Source organism: Actinoplanes sp. CA-051413, assembly GCF_050955795.1.
In the GTDB taxonomy this organism is placed as follows: domain Bacteria; phylum Actinomycetota; class Actinomycetes; order Mycobacteriales; family Micromonosporaceae; genus Actinoplanes.
The window spans coordinates 109,639-125,310 of sequence record NZ_CP192100.1; the positions used below are offsets into that span (position 1 = coordinate 109,639).

A 15,672-nucleotide genomic window follows, 5' to 3' on the forward strand; every position below is an offset into this window, starting at 1 on the left:
TCGTCGTCACGACGTTTCCCGTGGTCGCGGCCGTGGTGGGCGGCCATTCCGGCTTCGGTGGCGTGGTGGCGGCAGGCTCCGGCTGCGCGCCGCTGTCGGCCTCGTCGGCCTGGGCGGACGGACCTGCGGTTGTCGCGTCTGCGACCGTACCGGATGATTTGTCGGGTTTGCTGGCGCCCGCCGCTGCGGGCGCGCCGTTGGTCTGGACTTTTGTGGGGGGTGGGTCGGCTACGGCGGGAGTGGCCGACGGACCGACCGCGTCACCGTGCGTCGTCACGGGTAAAGCGTGCCTGATCTATGCATTCCCCACAACAGGTACCCCGTCGCCGTGACCGGACAGGTACCTGCTGACAGTGACTTGCGCCGCCTTGACTCAACTCTGGCTTGCGGAGTTGGATCGCCGTGGCATCATTGAGTCCGGTCCACTCAACTTGAGTACCGAGACTTGCAACCGGCAATGAAGCGAGGAAGCGAACATGGCACGAGCGGTCGGCATCGACCTCGGCACCACGAACTCCTGCGTCAGCGTTCTCGAGGGCGGTGAGCCCACGGTCGTCGCGAACGCCGAAGGCTCCCGGACGACGCCGTCCATCGTCGCCTTCGCGCGCAACGGCGAGGTGCTCGTCGGCGAGGTCGCCAAGCGTCAGGCGGTGACCAACCCCGACCGGACGATCCGTTCGGTCAAGCGGGAGGTCGGCACCAACTGGTCCGTCGACATCGACGGCAAGAAGTACACCCCGCAGGAGATCTCGGCGCGGGTGCTCATGAAGCTCAAGCGCGACTCCGAGGCGTACCTCGGCGAGTCGGTCACGGACGCGGTCATCACCGTCCCGGCCTACTTCAACGACGCGCAGCGCCAGGCCACCAAGGAGGCCGGTGAGATCGCCGGCTTCAACGTCCTGCGCATCGTCAACGAGCCCACCGCGGCCGCGCTCGCGTACGGCCTGGACAAGGGCTCCAAGGAGCAGACCGTCCTGGTCTTCGACCTCGGCGGCGGCACCTTCGACGTCTCCCTGCTCGAGCTGGGCGAGGGCGTCATCGAGGTCAAGTCGACCTCCGGTGACAACCACCTCGGCGGCGACGACTGGGACCAGCGCGTCATCGACCACCTGGTCAAGACCTTCCGCGGCGAGCACGGCATCGACCTCTCCACCGACAAGATGGCCCTGCAGCGTCTGCGTGAGGCCGCCGAGAAGGCGAAGATCGAGCTGTCGGCCGCGTCGACCACCAGCATCAACCTGCCGTACATCACTGCCGGCCCGGCCGGTCCGCTGCACCTGGACACGACCCTGAGCCGGTCGGAGTTCCAGCGCATGACCCAGGACCTGCTGGACCGCTGCAAGGGCCCGTTCGAGCAGGCCATCAAGGACGCCGGCATCAAGATCCAGGACGTCGACCACGTCATCCTGGTCGGCGGCTCCACCCGCATGCCCGCGGTGTCCGACCTGGTCAAGTCGATGACCGGCCGCGACCCCAACAAGGGCGTCAACCCGGACGAGGTCGTCGCCGTCGGCGCCGCCCTGCAGGCCGGTGTGCTCAAGGGTGAGGTCAAGGACGTCCTGCTGCTCGACGTGACCCCGCTGTCGCTGGGCATCGAGACCAAGGGCGGCATCTTCACCAAGCTCATCGAGCGCAACACCACCATCCCGACCAAGCGCTCCGAGGTCTTCACCACGGCCGACGACAACCAGCCGTCCGTGCTGATCCAGGTCTTCCAGGGCGAGCGCGAGATCGCGGCGTACAACAAGAAGCTCGGCACCTTCGAGCTGACCGGCCTGCCCCCGGCGCCCCGCAACGTGCCGCAGATCGAGGTCACCTTCGACATCGACGCGAACGGCATCGTGCACGTGGCCGCCAAGGACATGGGCACCGGCAAGGAGCAGAAGATGACGATCACCGGCGGCTCCGCGCTGCCGAAGGACGACATCGAGCGCATGATGCGCGACGCCCAGGACCACGCCGACGAGGACAAGCAGCGCAAGGAGGACGCGGAGACGCGCAACCTGGCCGAGCAGCTGCAGTGGCAGACCGAGAAGTTCCTGGCCGAGAGCGGCGACAAGCTGCCCGAGGACTCGCGCAACCAGATCAGCGAGGCGCTGGGTGACCTGCGCGGCGCGCTGGGCGGCAGCGACATCGAGAAGATCAAGACCGCGCACGAGAAGCTGGCCTCGGTCTCCCAGCAGGCGGGTTCGCTGCTGTACGCGCAGCAGAACCAGGACGGCACGCAGGACGCTCCCGGCCCCGACGGCACGCAGGGCGCCCCCGGTGGCCCGGGTGCCGGTGCGGCGGGCGCAAGCGCGGGCCCGAACGCCGGCGCTGACGACGTTGTGGACGCCGAGATCGTCGAGGACGACAAGAAGTGAGCCGGTCCGACGACGGTGAGGCAACCGAGCGCGTCGTCATCCGGGACCGGCGCAAGATCGACGTGAAAGGTAAGGACACCAAGGTGGCCAAGCAGGCCGAGGAGGAGTCCGCGGGAGGCGCGCACCGCGCTGCCGAGGAGCCGGAGGAGGGCGTGGTAGTCGACACGCCCGCCCTCGGCGCCGAACTGGAGGCGTTGCGCACCGAGCTCGAAGAGCGCACCCGGGACCTGCAGCGAGTGACGGCTGAGTACGCCAACTACCGCAAGCGCGTCGACCGTGACCGCAGCGTGGCGGCCGAGCAGACCACCGGCTCGGTGCTCACCGCGCTGCTGCCGGTGCTGGACGACATCGACCGGGCCCGCGAGCACGGTGACCTGAACGGTCCGTTCGCCACCGTGGCCGAGGCGCTCGGCACGTCGGTCGGCAAGCTCGGGCTCGTGGCGTTCGGCGAGAAGGGTGACCCCTTCGACCCGACCCGGCACGAGGCCGTCGCGCACCTGACGTCGGCCGACGTCACGGAGCCGACCTGCGTCGAGGTGATGCGCCGCGGTTACACCCTGGGCGAGCGGCTGCTGCGGCCCGCCCTGGTCGCGGTCGCCGACCCCGAGTGACGAGCACCTGTCCCGCCCACCGCACGGTGGGCGGGACCTTGGCCCCTATGACGACGATCCGGTGGAGGAGGTGGGCTGGATGAGTTCGAAGGACTGGCTGGAGAAGGACTTCTACGCCGTTCTCGGGGTGGGCAAGTCCGCCTCCGCCGACGAGATCAAGAAGGCGTACCGCAAGCTGGCCCGGGAGAACCACCCGGACCACAACCCCGGCAACAAGGACGCCGAGGACCGGTTCAAGGCCGCGTCCGAGGCGTACGACGTGCTCTCCGACGACAAGAAGCGCCGCGAGTACGACGAGATGCGCTCCCTGTTCGGCTCGGGCGCGTTCCGCCGGGGCGCCCGTCCGGGCGGTTCCCAGTTCGACCCGTCCGACCTGTTCGGCGGCGGATTCAGCGGGGCCGGTCAGGGCGGCGGGTCCGGTGACCGCCGGTTCGGCGGCGCGGGCTTCTCCGACATCTTCAGCTCCATCTTCTCCGGCGGTGGCGCCGGCGGGGCGGGAGCGGGCGCCCGCCGGGGACCCCAGCGGGGCCGGGACGTCGAGGCCGAGGTCACGCTCGACTTCGCGCACGCGGTCAAGGGCACGACGCTGCCGCTGACGTTGCGATCGCCGGGGGTCTGCGACACCTGCCACGGCAACGGCGCCAAGCCCGGCACGGTGCCGCGCACCTGTCCGCAGTGTCACGGCTCCGGGCTGATCTCCCGCAACCAGGGGTCGTTCAGCTTCTCCGAGCCGTGCCGCGAGTGCCAGGGCGCGGGCAGCATCGTCGACGAGAAGTGCCCCGAGTGCCGGGGCACCGGCGGCGTCACCAAGAACCGCACCATCAACGTCCGCTTCCCCGCCGGGGTCGCCGACGGCCAGCGCATCCGGCTCTCCGGCCGGGGTGAGCCGGGCGACAAGGGCGGCCCCGCCGGCGACCTGTACGTGCAGGTCAAGGTGAGGCCGGACGACATCTTCGGGCGGACCGGCGACGACATCACGCTGACCGTGCCGATCACGTTCGCGGAGGCGGTGCTCGGCACCGATCTGCGCGTCCCCACGCTGGACACGCCCGTGACGCTGCGGGTGCCGGCCGGCACGCCGAGCGGCCGCACACTGCGGGCGCGCGGCAAGGGTGTGCAGCGCCGCGACGGCCAGGCCGGCGATCTGCTGGTCACCGTCGAGGTGCAGGTTCCGTCCCCGGCCGCGGTGACCACCGAGGCCCGGGACGCGCTCGAGCAGTTCGCCAAGCTCACGCCCAACGCCGAGCGGGAGCGCATCGAGGCCCGGCTGCGCCGCGGCTAGGTCAGGACCCTTGTCAGGAGGTGGCACATGTATGAAGAGATCAGCATCTCGTGGGAGCAGGCCTCCGACGCGAAGGTCCTGATCATCTCCGTCGCGGCGCGGCTGGCCGGGATGCACCCGCAGACGCTGCGCCAGTACGACCGGCTCGGCCTCGTGCAGCCCGGCCGGGCCGGTGGCGGCGGTCGCCGCTACAGCGAGCGTGACGTCGCGCTGCTGCGTGAGGTGCAGAAGCTGAGCCAGGAAGAGGGCGTCAACCTGGCCGGCATCAAGCGGATCATCGGGCTCGAGCAGCTGGTGGGCGAGCTGCAGGAACGCGTGGCCGAGCTGGAACAGCAGCTCGGCGAGGCGTACCAGCGGATCGCGCAGCTGGAGTCGGTCGGGCCGTACCCGGGGCGCGATCTGGTGCGGCAGGAACGGCCGTCGACCGCGCTGGTGGTGTGGCGCCCGCGTCGCTCCGGCGAGCGGTAGGAGTCCTAGCGGCGGCCGAAGGCGGCGAGGCGTCGGGGGTGGCGCACCAGGCCACCCTCGATCCAGTCCTCGTACTCGAACAGCTCGGGGCGGGTCATCAGCACCCGGCAGTTGTGCGCCCACATCGCCATCGGCTCGTCGCCGACCTCTTCCGCGCGCTCCACGTACTTCTTCAGGCGGCGCTTGCGCTGCGACGTCGCGTTGGGCCGGACACCGTCGGCCGCGTAGATGTACATGCAGTGCAGCGCGAAGCGGCGGGCCGGGCACTGCCGGTCCATCGCCAGCTCGAACAGGGTCGGCGCGAGCACGTCACCGGCGATGAGCAGGTCCCAGTCGGACGGCATGGCGTCCAGCGGCACGGCCTCCGGGTGGTAGGCCCAGGCCTGCAGCTCTTCCGGCCGTGGATCGACCGGGTTCACGAACCCGAAGAAAGCCGACTCACGCACGGTCACGACGCCGCCTCGTTTAGCTCACTCATGCCGCCGTCCTCCCCGGCAGAGGGCCGTGCTGACCCGCTGGGAAGGCATCCCCCTGCATCCGGCGAGTCGCTGGTCACCCGATAACACGTTGTTGTCGCGGCGACACGTTAGCGCGAGGTGAGTGTTCTACGGAAGTCGTCAGAGATCACTTTCGGATACTGGTCAGTAGCTTAGCGCTCGCTGAGCGCGGAAAAGGTCATTCAGCAGCGGGAACGGCTTCCACCGGCCGGCGCACAGCCGTCCTTTTCCGGATCATTGCCTTGAACCAGGCGTAGTCCGACAGGCGGGCCAGCATCGGCCCGGTCACCACAGTGATGAGCACGTACGCGGTCGCGAGCGGGGCCAGCTCGGGCTCGACGCCGGACGCCACGGCCAGCCCGGCGATGACGATCGAGAACTCACCGCGCGGCATCAGGGCCAGCCCGGCGCGCACCTGACCGGGCAGCGCGATGCCGGCCCGGCGGGCGGCGATCACGCCGGTCAGCACCTTGGTCAGCATGGTCAGCACGGCCAGGCCCAGCGCGGGCAGCAGCACCGGCGGCATCGCGGCGGGATCGGTGGAGAGCCCGAAGAACACGAAGAAGACCGCCGCGAACAGGTCGCGCAACGGCGACAGGATCTGCGTCGCATGGTGGGCGACCGGACCCGAGAGCGCGATTCCCACCAGGAACGCTCCCACAGCAGCGGACACCTTCAGCTCGGCGGCCACCCCGGCGACGAACAGCGTCAGCCCCAGCACACTGAGCAGCAGCGCCTCGGCGTCCTTGACCGAGATGAAGCTGGAGATCGCGTGGCCGTACCGGATCGCCACGACCAGCACCGCGACCACCGTGAGTACCGCGACGGCCAGCGCCTTGAGCCCGCCGACCAGCCCCACCCCGGCCAGCACGGCGGTGACCAGCGGCAGGTAGAACGCCATCGCGAGGTCCTCGATGACCAGCACCGACAGGATCACCGGGGTCTCGCGGTTACCGATGCGGCCCAGGTCACCGAGCACCTTGGCGATCACCCCGGACGACGACACCCAGGTGATCCCGGCCAGCACCAGCGCGGCCTCCCAGCCCCAGCCGAGCAGGAACGCGAAACCGGCCCCGGGCAGGGCGTTGAGCGCGGCGTCGACCACGCCGGCGGGCGCGGCCGAGCGCAGGTTGCCGACGAGCTCGCTCGCCGAATACTCCAGGCCCAGCATGACCAGCAGCAGGATGACGCCGATCTCGGCGCCGACCTCGATGAATTCCTGGCTGGCCGACAGCGGCAGGAAACCGCCGTGCCCGAAGGCGAGCCCGGCGAGCAGGTAGAGCGGGATGGGTGAGAGCCCGAAGCGGCGGCCGATGCGCCCGAGCATGCCGAGCGCGAAGAGGAGCGCGCCGACCTCGATCAAGAGGATCGTCGTGCTGTGCACAACCTCCGCCTTCTTTGGGTTTTCCGCCGCGGGTTGGCTCAGTGCCTCAGTCGCCGGTGTCGCCGGCCAGGATGGCGGTGACGCCGTCCAGACCTTCGCGGGTGCCGACGGCGACGACGACGTCGTTCGCCTCGAAACCGAAGGACGGGCCGGGGGAGGCGATCACCTCGCGGTCGCGCAGGACGGCCACGATGGACGCGCCGGTGCGGGTGCGGGTGCGGGTGTCACCCAGGCGGCGGCCGACGAACGGCGAGCCGGCGGGCAGGGCGATCTGCTCGGTGAGCAGACCCGCGGCCTGCTGCCGCAGGCCGGCGAGCTGGCCGAGCATGAGGGACGCGCCGAGGACGTCGGCGAGCGCCTCCGCCTCGTCGTCGGTGAGCGGTATCGACGCCAGGCAGGCGTCGGGGTCGTCCACGTCGTAGAGGACCAGGTCGCGGCGGCCGTTGCGGTGCGAGACCACCCCGACCGTACGGCCCGACGAGGTCACCAGGTCGTGCCGGACACCGATTCCCGGCAGTGGAGTCTGCTCTACCCGTACGCGCACGCCTCAACGGTAACGGATCAGTCAGGCCGGCTGCGGTACGCGCTCGTTACGTACCACGATCAGGAGCAGCAGCCCGGCCGCGCACAGCCCGGTGCACAGCCAGTACGCGAGCCGGTAGTCGAAGTGCTGGGCGACGCCGAACAGCGGCCCGGCCAGCATCGCGCCGAGCGGGAAAGAGTTGGTGAACAGGGTCGTGGCCCGTCCGGGCTGCCGGGGCAACATGTTCTGCATGTAGGAGATGCCCAGCCCGGAGACCGCAGCGATGAACAGCGCGTTGAGCACCTGCCCGCCGACGAGCAGCCAGAGGTCGGTGGCCACGGCGACGAGCGCGTAGTACGCGACACCGCAGGCGGCCCCGCCGAACAGCAGCCCGCGGAGCGGCAGCCGGGTGGCCAGCACCCCCAGGCCCAGCATCAGCGGGATCTCCAGGGCGGCGCAGAGCCCGAGCAGCAGCCCGGCGTCGCCGACGTCGCCGCCCACGTCGGTGCTGATGAACAGCGGCAGGGCCTGCACCGCGAGGGTCAGCGGCGTCTGGAGCAGCGTGAAGGCGGCGGCGGTGAGCCACAGCGTCCACCTCGGCGCGTCCAGGCGGTCGTCGACGGGCGCGTCCGGGGTGTCGGGGGCAGCGGCCGCGGGCGCCGGGACCTCGTCGAGCCAGAAGATCGCGACCACGGCGGCGAGGGCGTACATCAGGGCGGCGGTGCCGTAGACCCAGACGAAGCTGCCGGCGTCGAGCAGGAACGCGGCCAGCGGCGGGCCGGCCACCCAGGCGAGCGAGAAGACCGTGCGCAGGGCGCTGATGCCGAGCGCGGCGCGGGCCGGGTCGTCGCGTTCGAGGACCTGCCGGGCGTACGCGAAGGATTGCGGGAACAGCGACCCGGCCAGCGCGAAGGCGGTGACCGCCAGGGCGAGCAGCACCCAGTAGTCACGGACGACCGCGGTCAGGCCGGTGCCGATCAGGCCGGCCACCGCGCCGGCGATCAGCAGCCGGCGCCGGATCGGCCGCCGGTCGGAGAGCCGGCCGACGAGCATCGAGCCGAGCACGCCGCCGAGCGGCGCGACGATCAGGAAGAACGTGATCTTGACGGGCCCGGCGTCCACGTCGGTGCTGAGGAACAGCGACAGGAACGGGTTGAACAGGGCGGTCGAGATGCCGACGGCCAGGAAGAGGAATCCGAGCGGGAGCAGAGCCCGACCGATGCGTGACCCGAGCTGAGACGATGTTTCCTGGGCCATTACGGCCACGCTACGGCCATCGTGGGGCATTGCCCATGGTGATGCCGATTACCCCCGGATTCGGGTGAGTGGCCGACGTAGAGTTGAGTGGAATACGCTCAAGTCTCGGATTGCTGCACTACTGGGGAAGATCCGATCCAGGGGAGCTCATGAACGCCGAACGCCTGACCACCAAGAGCCGCGACGTCATCACCGGTGCGGTAGCCGACGCGAATCAGCGGGGCCACGCCACCGTCGAGCCGTGGCACCTGCTCCTTTCGCTGCTCGACACCGGTGGCTCCACCGCGTCGGCGCTGCTGCGCGCGGTCGGCGCCAATCCGGCCGACGTCCGGCGCGCGGCCGTACGCGCCGTCGAGCAGCAGCCCTCCGCCCGCGGCTCCTCCACCGCCGAGCCCAGCCTGTCGCGCGAGTTCGTCAACGCGATCGGTGAGGCCGAGCTGATCGCCAAGCCGCTCGGCGACGAGTACGTCTCCACCGAGCACCTGCTGGCCGGCCTGGCCCGCGTCGGCGGCGCGGTGGGCAAGACCCTGCGCGACGCCGGTGCCACCGAGGAGACCCTGGTCGGCGCCTTCCCGGCGGTCCGAGGGGGCGATCGGCGGGTCACCACCGCCGAGCCCGAGCAGACGTACCAGGCGCTGGAGAAGTACAGCGTGGACCTGACCGCGCTGGCCCGCGAGGGCAAGATCGACCCGGTGATCGGCCGCGACGCCGAGATCCGCCGGGTGGTCCAGGTGCTGTCCCGGCGCACCAAGAACAACCCGGTGCTGATCGGGGAGCCCGGCGTCGGCAAGACCGCGATCGTCGAGGGCCTGGCCCAGCGGATCGTGGCCGGCGACGTCCCGGAGACCCTGCGCGACAAGAAGCTGGTCTCGCTCGACCTCGGCGCGATGGTCGCCGGCGCGCAGTACCGCGGCCAGTTCGAGGAGCGCCTCAAGAGCGTGCTCGAGGAGATCCGCAACTCCAACGGCCAGGTCGTCACCTTCCTCGACGAGCTGCACACCGTCGTCGGCGCCGGCAAGGGCGAGGGCTCGATGGACGCCGGCAACATGCTCAAGCCGATGCTGGCCCGCGGTGAGCTGCGGATGGTCGGCGCGACCACGCTGGACGAATACCGCGAGCACATCGAGAAGGACCCGGCCCTGGAGCGGCGCTTCCAGCCGGTCGTGGTCGGCGAGCCCACGGTCGAGGACACGATCGGCATCCTGCGCGGGCTCAAGGGCCGCTACGAGGCCCACCACCGGGTGCAGATCACCGACGCCGCGCTGGTCGCCGCCGCGGCGCTGTCCGACCGCTACATCAGCGACCGGTTCCTGCCGGACAAGGCCATCGACCTGATCGACGAGGCCGCCTCCCGGCTGCGCATGGAGATCGACTCCAGCCCGGTGGAGCTGGACCAGCTCCAGCGCCAGGTCGACCGGATGCGGGTCGAGAAGCTCGCGCTGGCCAAGGAGACCGACCCCGCCTCGGTGGCCCGGCTGGAGCGGCTGGAGCGTGACCTCGCCGACCGCGAGGAGGAGCTGACCGCTCTGAACGCGCGCTGGGAGCGCGAGCGCGGCGGCCTGAACCGGGTCGGTGAGATCAAGAAGCAGCTCGACGAGGCCCAGGCGGAGCTGGAGCGCGCGCAGCGCGACGCGGAGTGGGAGAAGGCCTCCCGCCTGCAGTACCAGGAGATCCCCGCGCTGATGGCCGAGATCGAGAGCGCGTCCGCGGCCGAGGAGGAGAAGACCGAGCCGCCGATGGTCAAGGAGGAGGTCGGCGCCGACGACATCGCCGAGGTCATCGCCTCGTGGACCGGCATCCCGGCCGGCCGGATGATGGAGGGCGAGACCGCCAAGCTGCTCCGGATGGAGGAGTCGCTGCAGGCCAAGGTGGTCGGCCAGACCGAGGCCGTGGCCGCCGTCTCCGGAGCCGTACGCCGGGCCCGGGCCGGAGTGGCCGACCCGGACCGCCCGACCGGCAGCTTCCTGTTCCTCGGCCCCACCGGCGTCGGCAAGACCGAGCTGGCCAAGGCGCTGGCCGGCTTCCTCTTCGACGACGAGCGGGCCATGGTCCGCATCGACATGAGCGAGTACGGCGAGAAGCACTCCGTGGCCCGGCTGCTGGGCGCCCCGCCCGGATACGTCGGCTACGAGGAGGGTGGCCAGCTCACCGAGGCCGTGCGGCGGCGGCCGTACTCGGTGGTGCTGCTGGACGAGGTCGAGAAGGCCCACCCGGACGTCTTCGACGTGCTGCTGCAGGTCCTCGACGACGGCCGGCTCACCGACGGCCAGGGCCGTACGGTCGACTTCCGCAACGCCATCCTGGTGCTGACCTCCAACCTGGGCTCGTCGATCATCTCCGACTTCACCCTGGGCGAGGAGGAACGGCGCGAGGAGGTCATGGCCACCGTCCGGGCGCACTTCAAGCCCGAGTTCCTCAACCGGCTCGACGACATCGTGGTGTTCCACTCGCTGACCTCGCAGGACCTGGCGGCCATCGTGGACATCCAGCTGGGCCGGCTGCGGCACCGGCTCGCCGACCGCCGGCTCGCCCTCGAGGTGGGTGAGGCCGCGGTGCAGTGGCTGGGTGAGCGCGGCTTCGACCCGATCTACGGCGCGCGTCCGCTGCGCCGGCTGGTCCAGTCGTCGATCGGCGACTCGCTGGCCCGGGCGCTGCTCGCGGGCGAGATCGTCGACGGGGACACGGTCCGGGTCGACCTCAGCGAGGGCAAGGACGGTCTGTCCGTACGCCGGGCATGAAAAAACCGGGGCACCCGATCGGGTGCCCCGGTTTTCGTCTGTCAGCTGGCCCGTGCCTCCCGCTGCCGGTAGGCGTGGGTCATCAAGATGTCCGTGATGGCGTGCTCGCCGTCGGACGACCAGATCCTGATGCCGTCGCGGTGCAGCTGGTACCGGACGTCGGTGTAGCTGGTTCTCGTGTCGTCATGGTGCACGACGGTCAGGGTGTCTGCGTGGGGCATGGGACTCACCGGTCCTTGTCGAGTCTGGGGCGGCCGCGGCATGGTCACGCGGCCGGCGCAATCGGGAAGGTGCCCGTATCCGGTCTGCCTGGCCCCCGGCATGCGTTGGGCGGGGGCGGCGACTCGGCCGGGCAGGGGGCGTCACCGCTGGACTCTGGTGCCTGCGGCGCGCCACGGATGGAAGTGTAGGGGTCACGTTCGACCTGTGTCGTCCCCCTGAACGAGCGACCTGTTTCAGGCGATTTCGTCGTACATCGGGCGATGTTGCCACAGCTGGGGGCTCGATGTCGGCCGGTCGACGGATCTGGCAGCCGCCCGATACCGTGGTGGATCTAGGAGGTAGCGCCGTGTCTGATCCGATGTACCCCGGAACGACCCCCACCCGGGCCCGCCCGACGGTCGTTTCCGTCTCGTCATACCTGCTCTACTTCAGCGCGGCCGCCTCGATCATCTCCGCGGTGCTGTCGCTGACCACGATCGGCACGATCCGGCGCGTCTACTCCGACCTCTACGCCGACACCGCGGGAGCCGGCACCGAGAGCGTCATCGTGGCGGCCAGCGTGGTCGGCGTGGTGATCAACATCCTCTTCGCCGCCGGCTTGGCCATCCTGGCGATCTACAACAACCGCGGCAAGCAGGGTGCCCGCATCACGACCTGGGTGGTCGGCGGCATCTTCCTCTGCTGCAACGGCTTCGGCCTGCTCGGCAACGCCGCGACCAGCGGGATGAACCTGGACGCCGGCAACACCTCGGGGCCCAGCGCCAGCGAGGTCGAGGCCCGGCTCTCCGACGAGCTGCCCGGCTGGTTCACCCCGATCTCCACGCTGCTGACCGTGCTGGTCGTGCTGGCGCTGCTGGGTGCGGTGATCCTGCTGGCGCTGCCGGCCGCGAACGCCTACTTCCGCAAGCCGCAGGCCACGTGGGACCCGCTGAACCCGTACCCGGGCTATCCGGGCCAGCCGGCGGCGTACCCGGGATACCCGAGCCAGTCGCCGTACCCGACGTACCCCGGCCAGCCCGGCCAAGGTCAGCCCGGCCAGAGCTATCCCGGGCAGGCGTACCCGGGTCAGCCCGGCCAGCCGCCGTATCCGGGCCCGGGTGGTCAGCCGCCGTATCCGCAGAGCTCGCCGCCCGGCGGTGCCGGCGACACGACCCCGCCGCCCGCTTCCGGTGCCGGCGCGGTTTCCGCCCAGGACCCGACCGGCGGCGACCCGCACACGGGCAGCGTGCCGCCCACCGATCCGTGGAGTCCGCCGTCGCCGCCCGCGTCGCCGCCGCCGCCCTCCGACGACAAGCCGGGCCGCCCGCCGGCCGATCCCGCCTGACCCCCGCTCGTCTCGCGCCGCCGGGTATCCCGGCGGCGCGTCGCGCGTCCAGGTAGGTTCGTCCGCAACGGATCACCCGGGAGACGTCCATGTCGTACGCAATGCAGCCGCCGGCAGCCGCACCGGCCCCCACCACCGCGCCCCGCCGGCCGGCATCGGTGGCGTCGGCATCGGTCCTGCTGATCGTCATGGCGGTGGCCGGCCTGGCGTACGCGATCGCCACGCTGGCCGTCGCCGCCGGCACGGTCGACCGGTTCCGCGCCGCGGCCGGCGGGGCGAACAGCGTGGACGTCGACGGCTTCGTCACGGTGGTCTGGATCGGTGCCGCGCTCGGTGCCGTGCTCGCCGTGATCCTCTTCGCCCTCTACGTCGTCCTGGCGCTGGGTCTGCGCCGGGGCAGCAACGCCGCCCGGATCGCCACCTGGGTGGTCGCCGGGCTGGGTCTGCTGGCCGGCTGCGCCTCGACCGCCACGGTGGCCGTGGAGCGCGCCGGCGACCCGGTGCAGGGTTCGCTGTCCGCGGCGCTCTCCGACGCGTATCCGGGGTCATGGATCCCCTTGAACGTGGCCCTGGGGATCGCGCAGATGCTCGGTTACGTCCTCGTCGGGGTGCTCCTGCTGGCGAGCCCGGGCACGTTCTTCGGCCGTGCGCCCAAGCCGCTGCCGCCGGATCCCTTCGCCGCCCCGCAGCCGGGCACCCCGAACTACGGCGCACCGAGCTACGGAGCCCCCGGCTACGCGCCGCCTGGCAGCCCTCCGGCCTACGGTCCGCCTGGCAGCACCCCGGCCTACGGTCCGCCTGGCAGCACCCCGGCCTACGGTCCGCCCGGGGGATATCCGCCGCCGCCGGCCGGTTACGGCCCGCCACCAACGGGTGGTTACTCGGCGCCACCAACGGGGGGTTACGGCTCGCCGCACCCCGCCGCGGGGCCCGCAGGGCCGTCCGCACCGGGTGAGCCGCCGGCCGGGCCGGGCCCCGATGATGAGTACTGGTCACGTCCGTCCAGCTGACGGGCCTGCCGACATCGACGGATGTGCGTCACCCGAACGGGTACCGTTGGCGGACGAGGATGTGCCGGCCACCGCTGTCCGGACGCTTTCGTCTTGCCGCTCGGCGCGGGTTTTTCGCTGGACGGGCAGACGTGGCGCGATGACAACGGTGTCGGTGCGTACTCGTTCGATGACCGTCGTTGGGTGCCGCCCCGGGCGGGGTGTGGCGGAAAGGTGCTTTGAGCTGCGTCTATACCTGTTGGAAACGGGGTGCGCGGGGCCTCTCAGTTAACAATATTTACTGTTGAGGCCGGGCTTTGCCGTGGGTCAATAGTTCCTTTCCGCCCTGGCGGGGCAGAACGTTCCAGTTTTGCGGCAGCCAGTACGCTCGATGTGATGGAAGCCCATCACGACCTGCGTAAATTCATCACTGAATTGACCGTCGCGCAGCGTTGTGTCGTGCTTTCATCGGGTCGTGAAGTTGACTGTGTTGTCGACCCACGCCGTGTGACCGTGCAGTACCAGGACAGTTCCGACGACCGGGCGGGCGTCGGGACAGCCGCGGAACGGATCGTGAATCAACAATGTGGGGCGGCTCACTCCGGGGGCGGGGATCGAGAGCTCGACGACGTTGACCAGCGACCTGACGGCGACTGAGGCGTTGCAGGAGGCAGAGACCGAAGTCGGTGTCGCGGAATGGTTCGATCGGAGTGCGGACGCTGCCCGTGCGGGGTGCCGGACAGACGTACCGATCGGCCTACCGTTCGACCGATCTCGGCCTTACGGCCTGAAAGTTAGCCGGTTCGTTCCTGCGCACATGCAGGAGAATCGATGCAGTTGGTGGAAGGATGGAGATCGTGGGAACTGCGTTGGCGGAAATGACAATGCCTCAGATCTCGCCGCTTGCCGGCGAGCCAATTGAACGTGCCGATGCCGAGCGACTGGCGGGAGTGCTCAAGGCACTCGCCGACCCGGCTCGGTTGCGGCTGCTCAGCCTCATCCAGTCCGCTACGGACGGTGAAGCGTGCGTCTGCGACCTGACGGCCCCGCTGGGGTTGTCGCAGCCGACGGTGAGTCACCACCTGCGGATTTTGACGGAGGCCGGCCTGCTCGAGCGTGAGAAGCGCGGCGTGTGGGCGTACTACCGGCTGGTCCCCAGCGCGATCGCGACGATCGCGGACCTGCTGACCCCGCCGCGCAAGCGGGCCACCAAAAAGGCCCGCTGAGCAGACCCGACAAAGCCTGGCGTCACCGTTCATGGGGCGTGACGCCAGGCGGGCCACCTCCATCAGGATCCACCCCCCGGACCCGAGGAGTTGACGGGTTGAACTACGTGCCCGGCGATCTGCGCGACCAGCTCGCGCACGTGGGCTATGACGTGGTCCAGGCCGGACTGGTCTGTGGCTCCGGCGGCAATCTGTCCGCCCGGATCCCCGACGAGGACGCCTGCTGGGTCACCGCGAGCGGTGCCTGGCTGGACAGACTCAGCCGGACCAGCTTCGCACCGGTACGCATCTCCGACGGCGCGCCCGCGACCGTCGGCCCGCTGCCGTCACCACGGCTGGCCCCGACCAGCGAAATCGCCCTCCACCTGGCGTTGTACCGCGCCCGCCCGGACGTGAACGCGGTGGTCCACCTGCACCCGCAGACGGCGCTGCTCCTGGATGCGCTCGGTGAGCACATCCGCATCGTGACGACCGACCACGCCTTCTACCTGAAGCGGGTCTCCACTGTGCCGTTCCGCCTGCCGGGCAGCACCGAGGTGGCGGCGCTGACGGCGGCGATGGCGGCCGACGGCACAGACTGTCTGGTGCTCAGCCAGCATGGCTCTGTGGTCATGGCCGACTCCGTCGAGCTGGCCCACAAACGGGCCCGCAACCTGGAAGAAGCCGCGGCGCTGACCTATCGGGCGCTGACCCTGGGCCGGCTGGACAACCTCCGCGAAGTGCCGGAGGAGTTCCTGGACCGGCTGGCCACGCTGCCACCGTCAGCGGTCTCCGTCTGACAACCGGAA

15 protein-coding genes are annotated in these 15,672 nt (G+C 70.5%); 10 read left to right on the plus strand and 5 right to left on the minus strand.

Going from position 1 to position 15,672, the window contains the following annotated elements; all coding sequences use genetic code 11:
• Window positions 1–476 precede the first annotated feature (476 nt).
• The 4 genes from dnaK (at window position 477) to ACQP2Y_RS00525 (ending at window position 4,724) form a co-directional block, all read left to right on the plus strand.
• Window positions 477–2,363 (plus strand): molecular chaperone DnaK, encoded by a 1,887-nt coding sequence (gene dnaK / locus ACQP2Y_RS00510; protein WP_433723524.1) that lies wholly within the window; start codon window positions 477–479, stop codon window positions 2,361–2,363.
• Window positions 2,360–2,974: a nucleotide exchange factor GrpE gene (grpE, locus tag ACQP2Y_RS00515; RefSeq protein WP_433723526.1), complete on the plus strand. Its 615-nt coding sequence runs from the start codon at window positions 2,360–2,362 to the stop codon at window positions 2,972–2,974. Before dnaK ends, grpE begins: the two co-directional genes overlap by 4 nt.
• Before the next feature lie 79 nt (window positions 2,975–3,053).
• On the plus strand, window positions 3,054–4,256 hold the full coding sequence (gene dnaJ, locus ACQP2Y_RS00520; RefSeq protein ID WP_433723528.1) for a molecular chaperone DnaJ: 1,203 nt from the start codon (window positions 3,054–3,056) through the stop codon (window positions 4,254–4,256).
• A 27-nt stretch (window positions 4,257–4,283) separates the two neighbouring features.
• The gene (locus tag ACQP2Y_RS00525; RefSeq protein WP_360546864.1) at window positions 4,284–4,724 is read left to right on the plus strand and encodes a heat shock protein transcriptional repressor HspR; all 441 of its coding nucleotides are present in this window, start codon (window positions 4,284–4,286) and stop codon (window positions 4,722–4,724) included.
• Between the two features lie 5 nt (window positions 4,725–4,729).
• On the opposite strand, the gene ACQP2Y_RS00530 is transcribed toward ACQP2Y_RS00525, so the two are convergent.
• The 4 genes from ACQP2Y_RS00530 to ACQP2Y_RS00545 form a co-directional block, all read right to left on the minus strand.
• The gene (locus tag ACQP2Y_RS00530; RefSeq protein ID WP_360546866.1) at window positions 4,730–5,176 is read right to left on the minus strand and encodes a hypothetical protein; all 447 of its coding nucleotides are present in this window, start codon (window positions 5,174–5,176) and stop codon (window positions 4,730–4,732) included.
• A gap of 223 nt (window positions 5,177–5,399) precedes the next feature.
• Entirely contained in the window at window positions 5,400–6,605 is a 1,206-nt protein-coding gene (locus ACQP2Y_RS00535) for a cation:proton antiporter (RefSeq protein WP_433723531.1), read from the minus strand.
• A gap of 46 nt (window positions 6,606–6,651) precedes the next feature.
• Window positions 6,652–7,149, minus strand: coding sequence for a cation:proton antiporter regulatory subunit (locus tag ACQP2Y_RS00540; RefSeq protein WP_212992843.1), 498 nt, complete (start codon window positions 7,147–7,149; stop codon window positions 6,652–6,654).
• Between the two features lie 21 nt (window positions 7,150–7,170).
• Window positions 7,171–8,385, minus strand: coding sequence for a sugar efflux transporter (locus ACQP2Y_RS00545; RefSeq protein ID WP_433723534.1), 1,215 nt, complete (start codon window positions 8,383–8,385; stop codon window positions 7,171–7,173).
• A 149-nt stretch (window positions 8,386–8,534) separates the two neighbouring features.
• On the opposite strand from ACQP2Y_RS00545, the gene clpB reads away from it, so the two are divergent.
• Window positions 8,535–11,123: an ATP-dependent chaperone ClpB gene (gene clpB, locus ACQP2Y_RS00550; RefSeq protein ID WP_433723536.1), complete on the plus strand. Its 2,589-nt coding sequence runs from the start codon at window positions 8,535–8,537 to the stop codon at window positions 11,121–11,123.
• Window positions 11,124–11,164: 41 nt separating this feature from the next.
• Here the strand turns inward: clpB and ACQP2Y_RS00555 are convergent, their stop codons facing one another.
• Window positions 11,165–11,344, minus strand: coding sequence for a hypothetical protein (locus tag ACQP2Y_RS00555; protein ID WP_360546874.1), 180 nt, complete (start codon window positions 11,342–11,344; stop codon window positions 11,165–11,167).
• A gap of 347 nt (window positions 11,345–11,691) precedes the next feature.
• Here ACQP2Y_RS00555 and ACQP2Y_RS00560 point away from each other — a divergent pair, with 347 nt between their 5' ends.
• The 5 genes from ACQP2Y_RS00560 (at window position 11,692) to ACQP2Y_RS00580 (ending at window position 15,663) form a co-directional block, all read left to right on the plus strand.
• Entirely contained in the window at window positions 11,692–12,669 is a 978-nt protein-coding gene (locus ACQP2Y_RS00560) for a hypothetical protein (RefSeq protein ID WP_433723538.1), read from the plus strand.
• Between the two features lie 89 nt (window positions 12,670–12,758).
• Window positions 12,759–13,679: a hypothetical protein gene (locus ACQP2Y_RS00565; RefSeq protein WP_433723540.1), complete on the plus strand. Its 921-nt coding sequence runs from the start codon at window positions 12,759–12,761 to the stop codon at window positions 13,677–13,679.
• 375 nt (window positions 13,680–14,054) lie between these two features.
• Window positions 14,055–14,315, plus strand: a complete 261-nt coding sequence (locus ACQP2Y_RS00570; RefSeq protein ID WP_433723542.1) for a hypothetical protein — start codon at window positions 14,055–14,057, stop codon at window positions 14,313–14,315.
• Between the two features lie 191 nt (window positions 14,316–14,506).
• A complete protein-coding gene (locus tag ACQP2Y_RS00575; RefSeq protein ID WP_092549981.1) occupies window positions 14,507–14,884 on the plus strand; it encodes an ArsR/SmtB family transcription factor in 378 nt (125 codons plus the stop codon).
• 107 nt (window positions 14,885–14,991) lie between these two features.
• Window positions 14,992–15,663, plus strand: a complete 672-nt coding sequence (locus tag ACQP2Y_RS00580) for a class II aldolase/adducin family protein (protein ID WP_360818944.1) — start codon at window positions 14,992–14,994, stop codon at window positions 15,661–15,663.
• The last annotated feature ends 9 nt before the right edge of the window (window positions 15,664–15,672 follow it).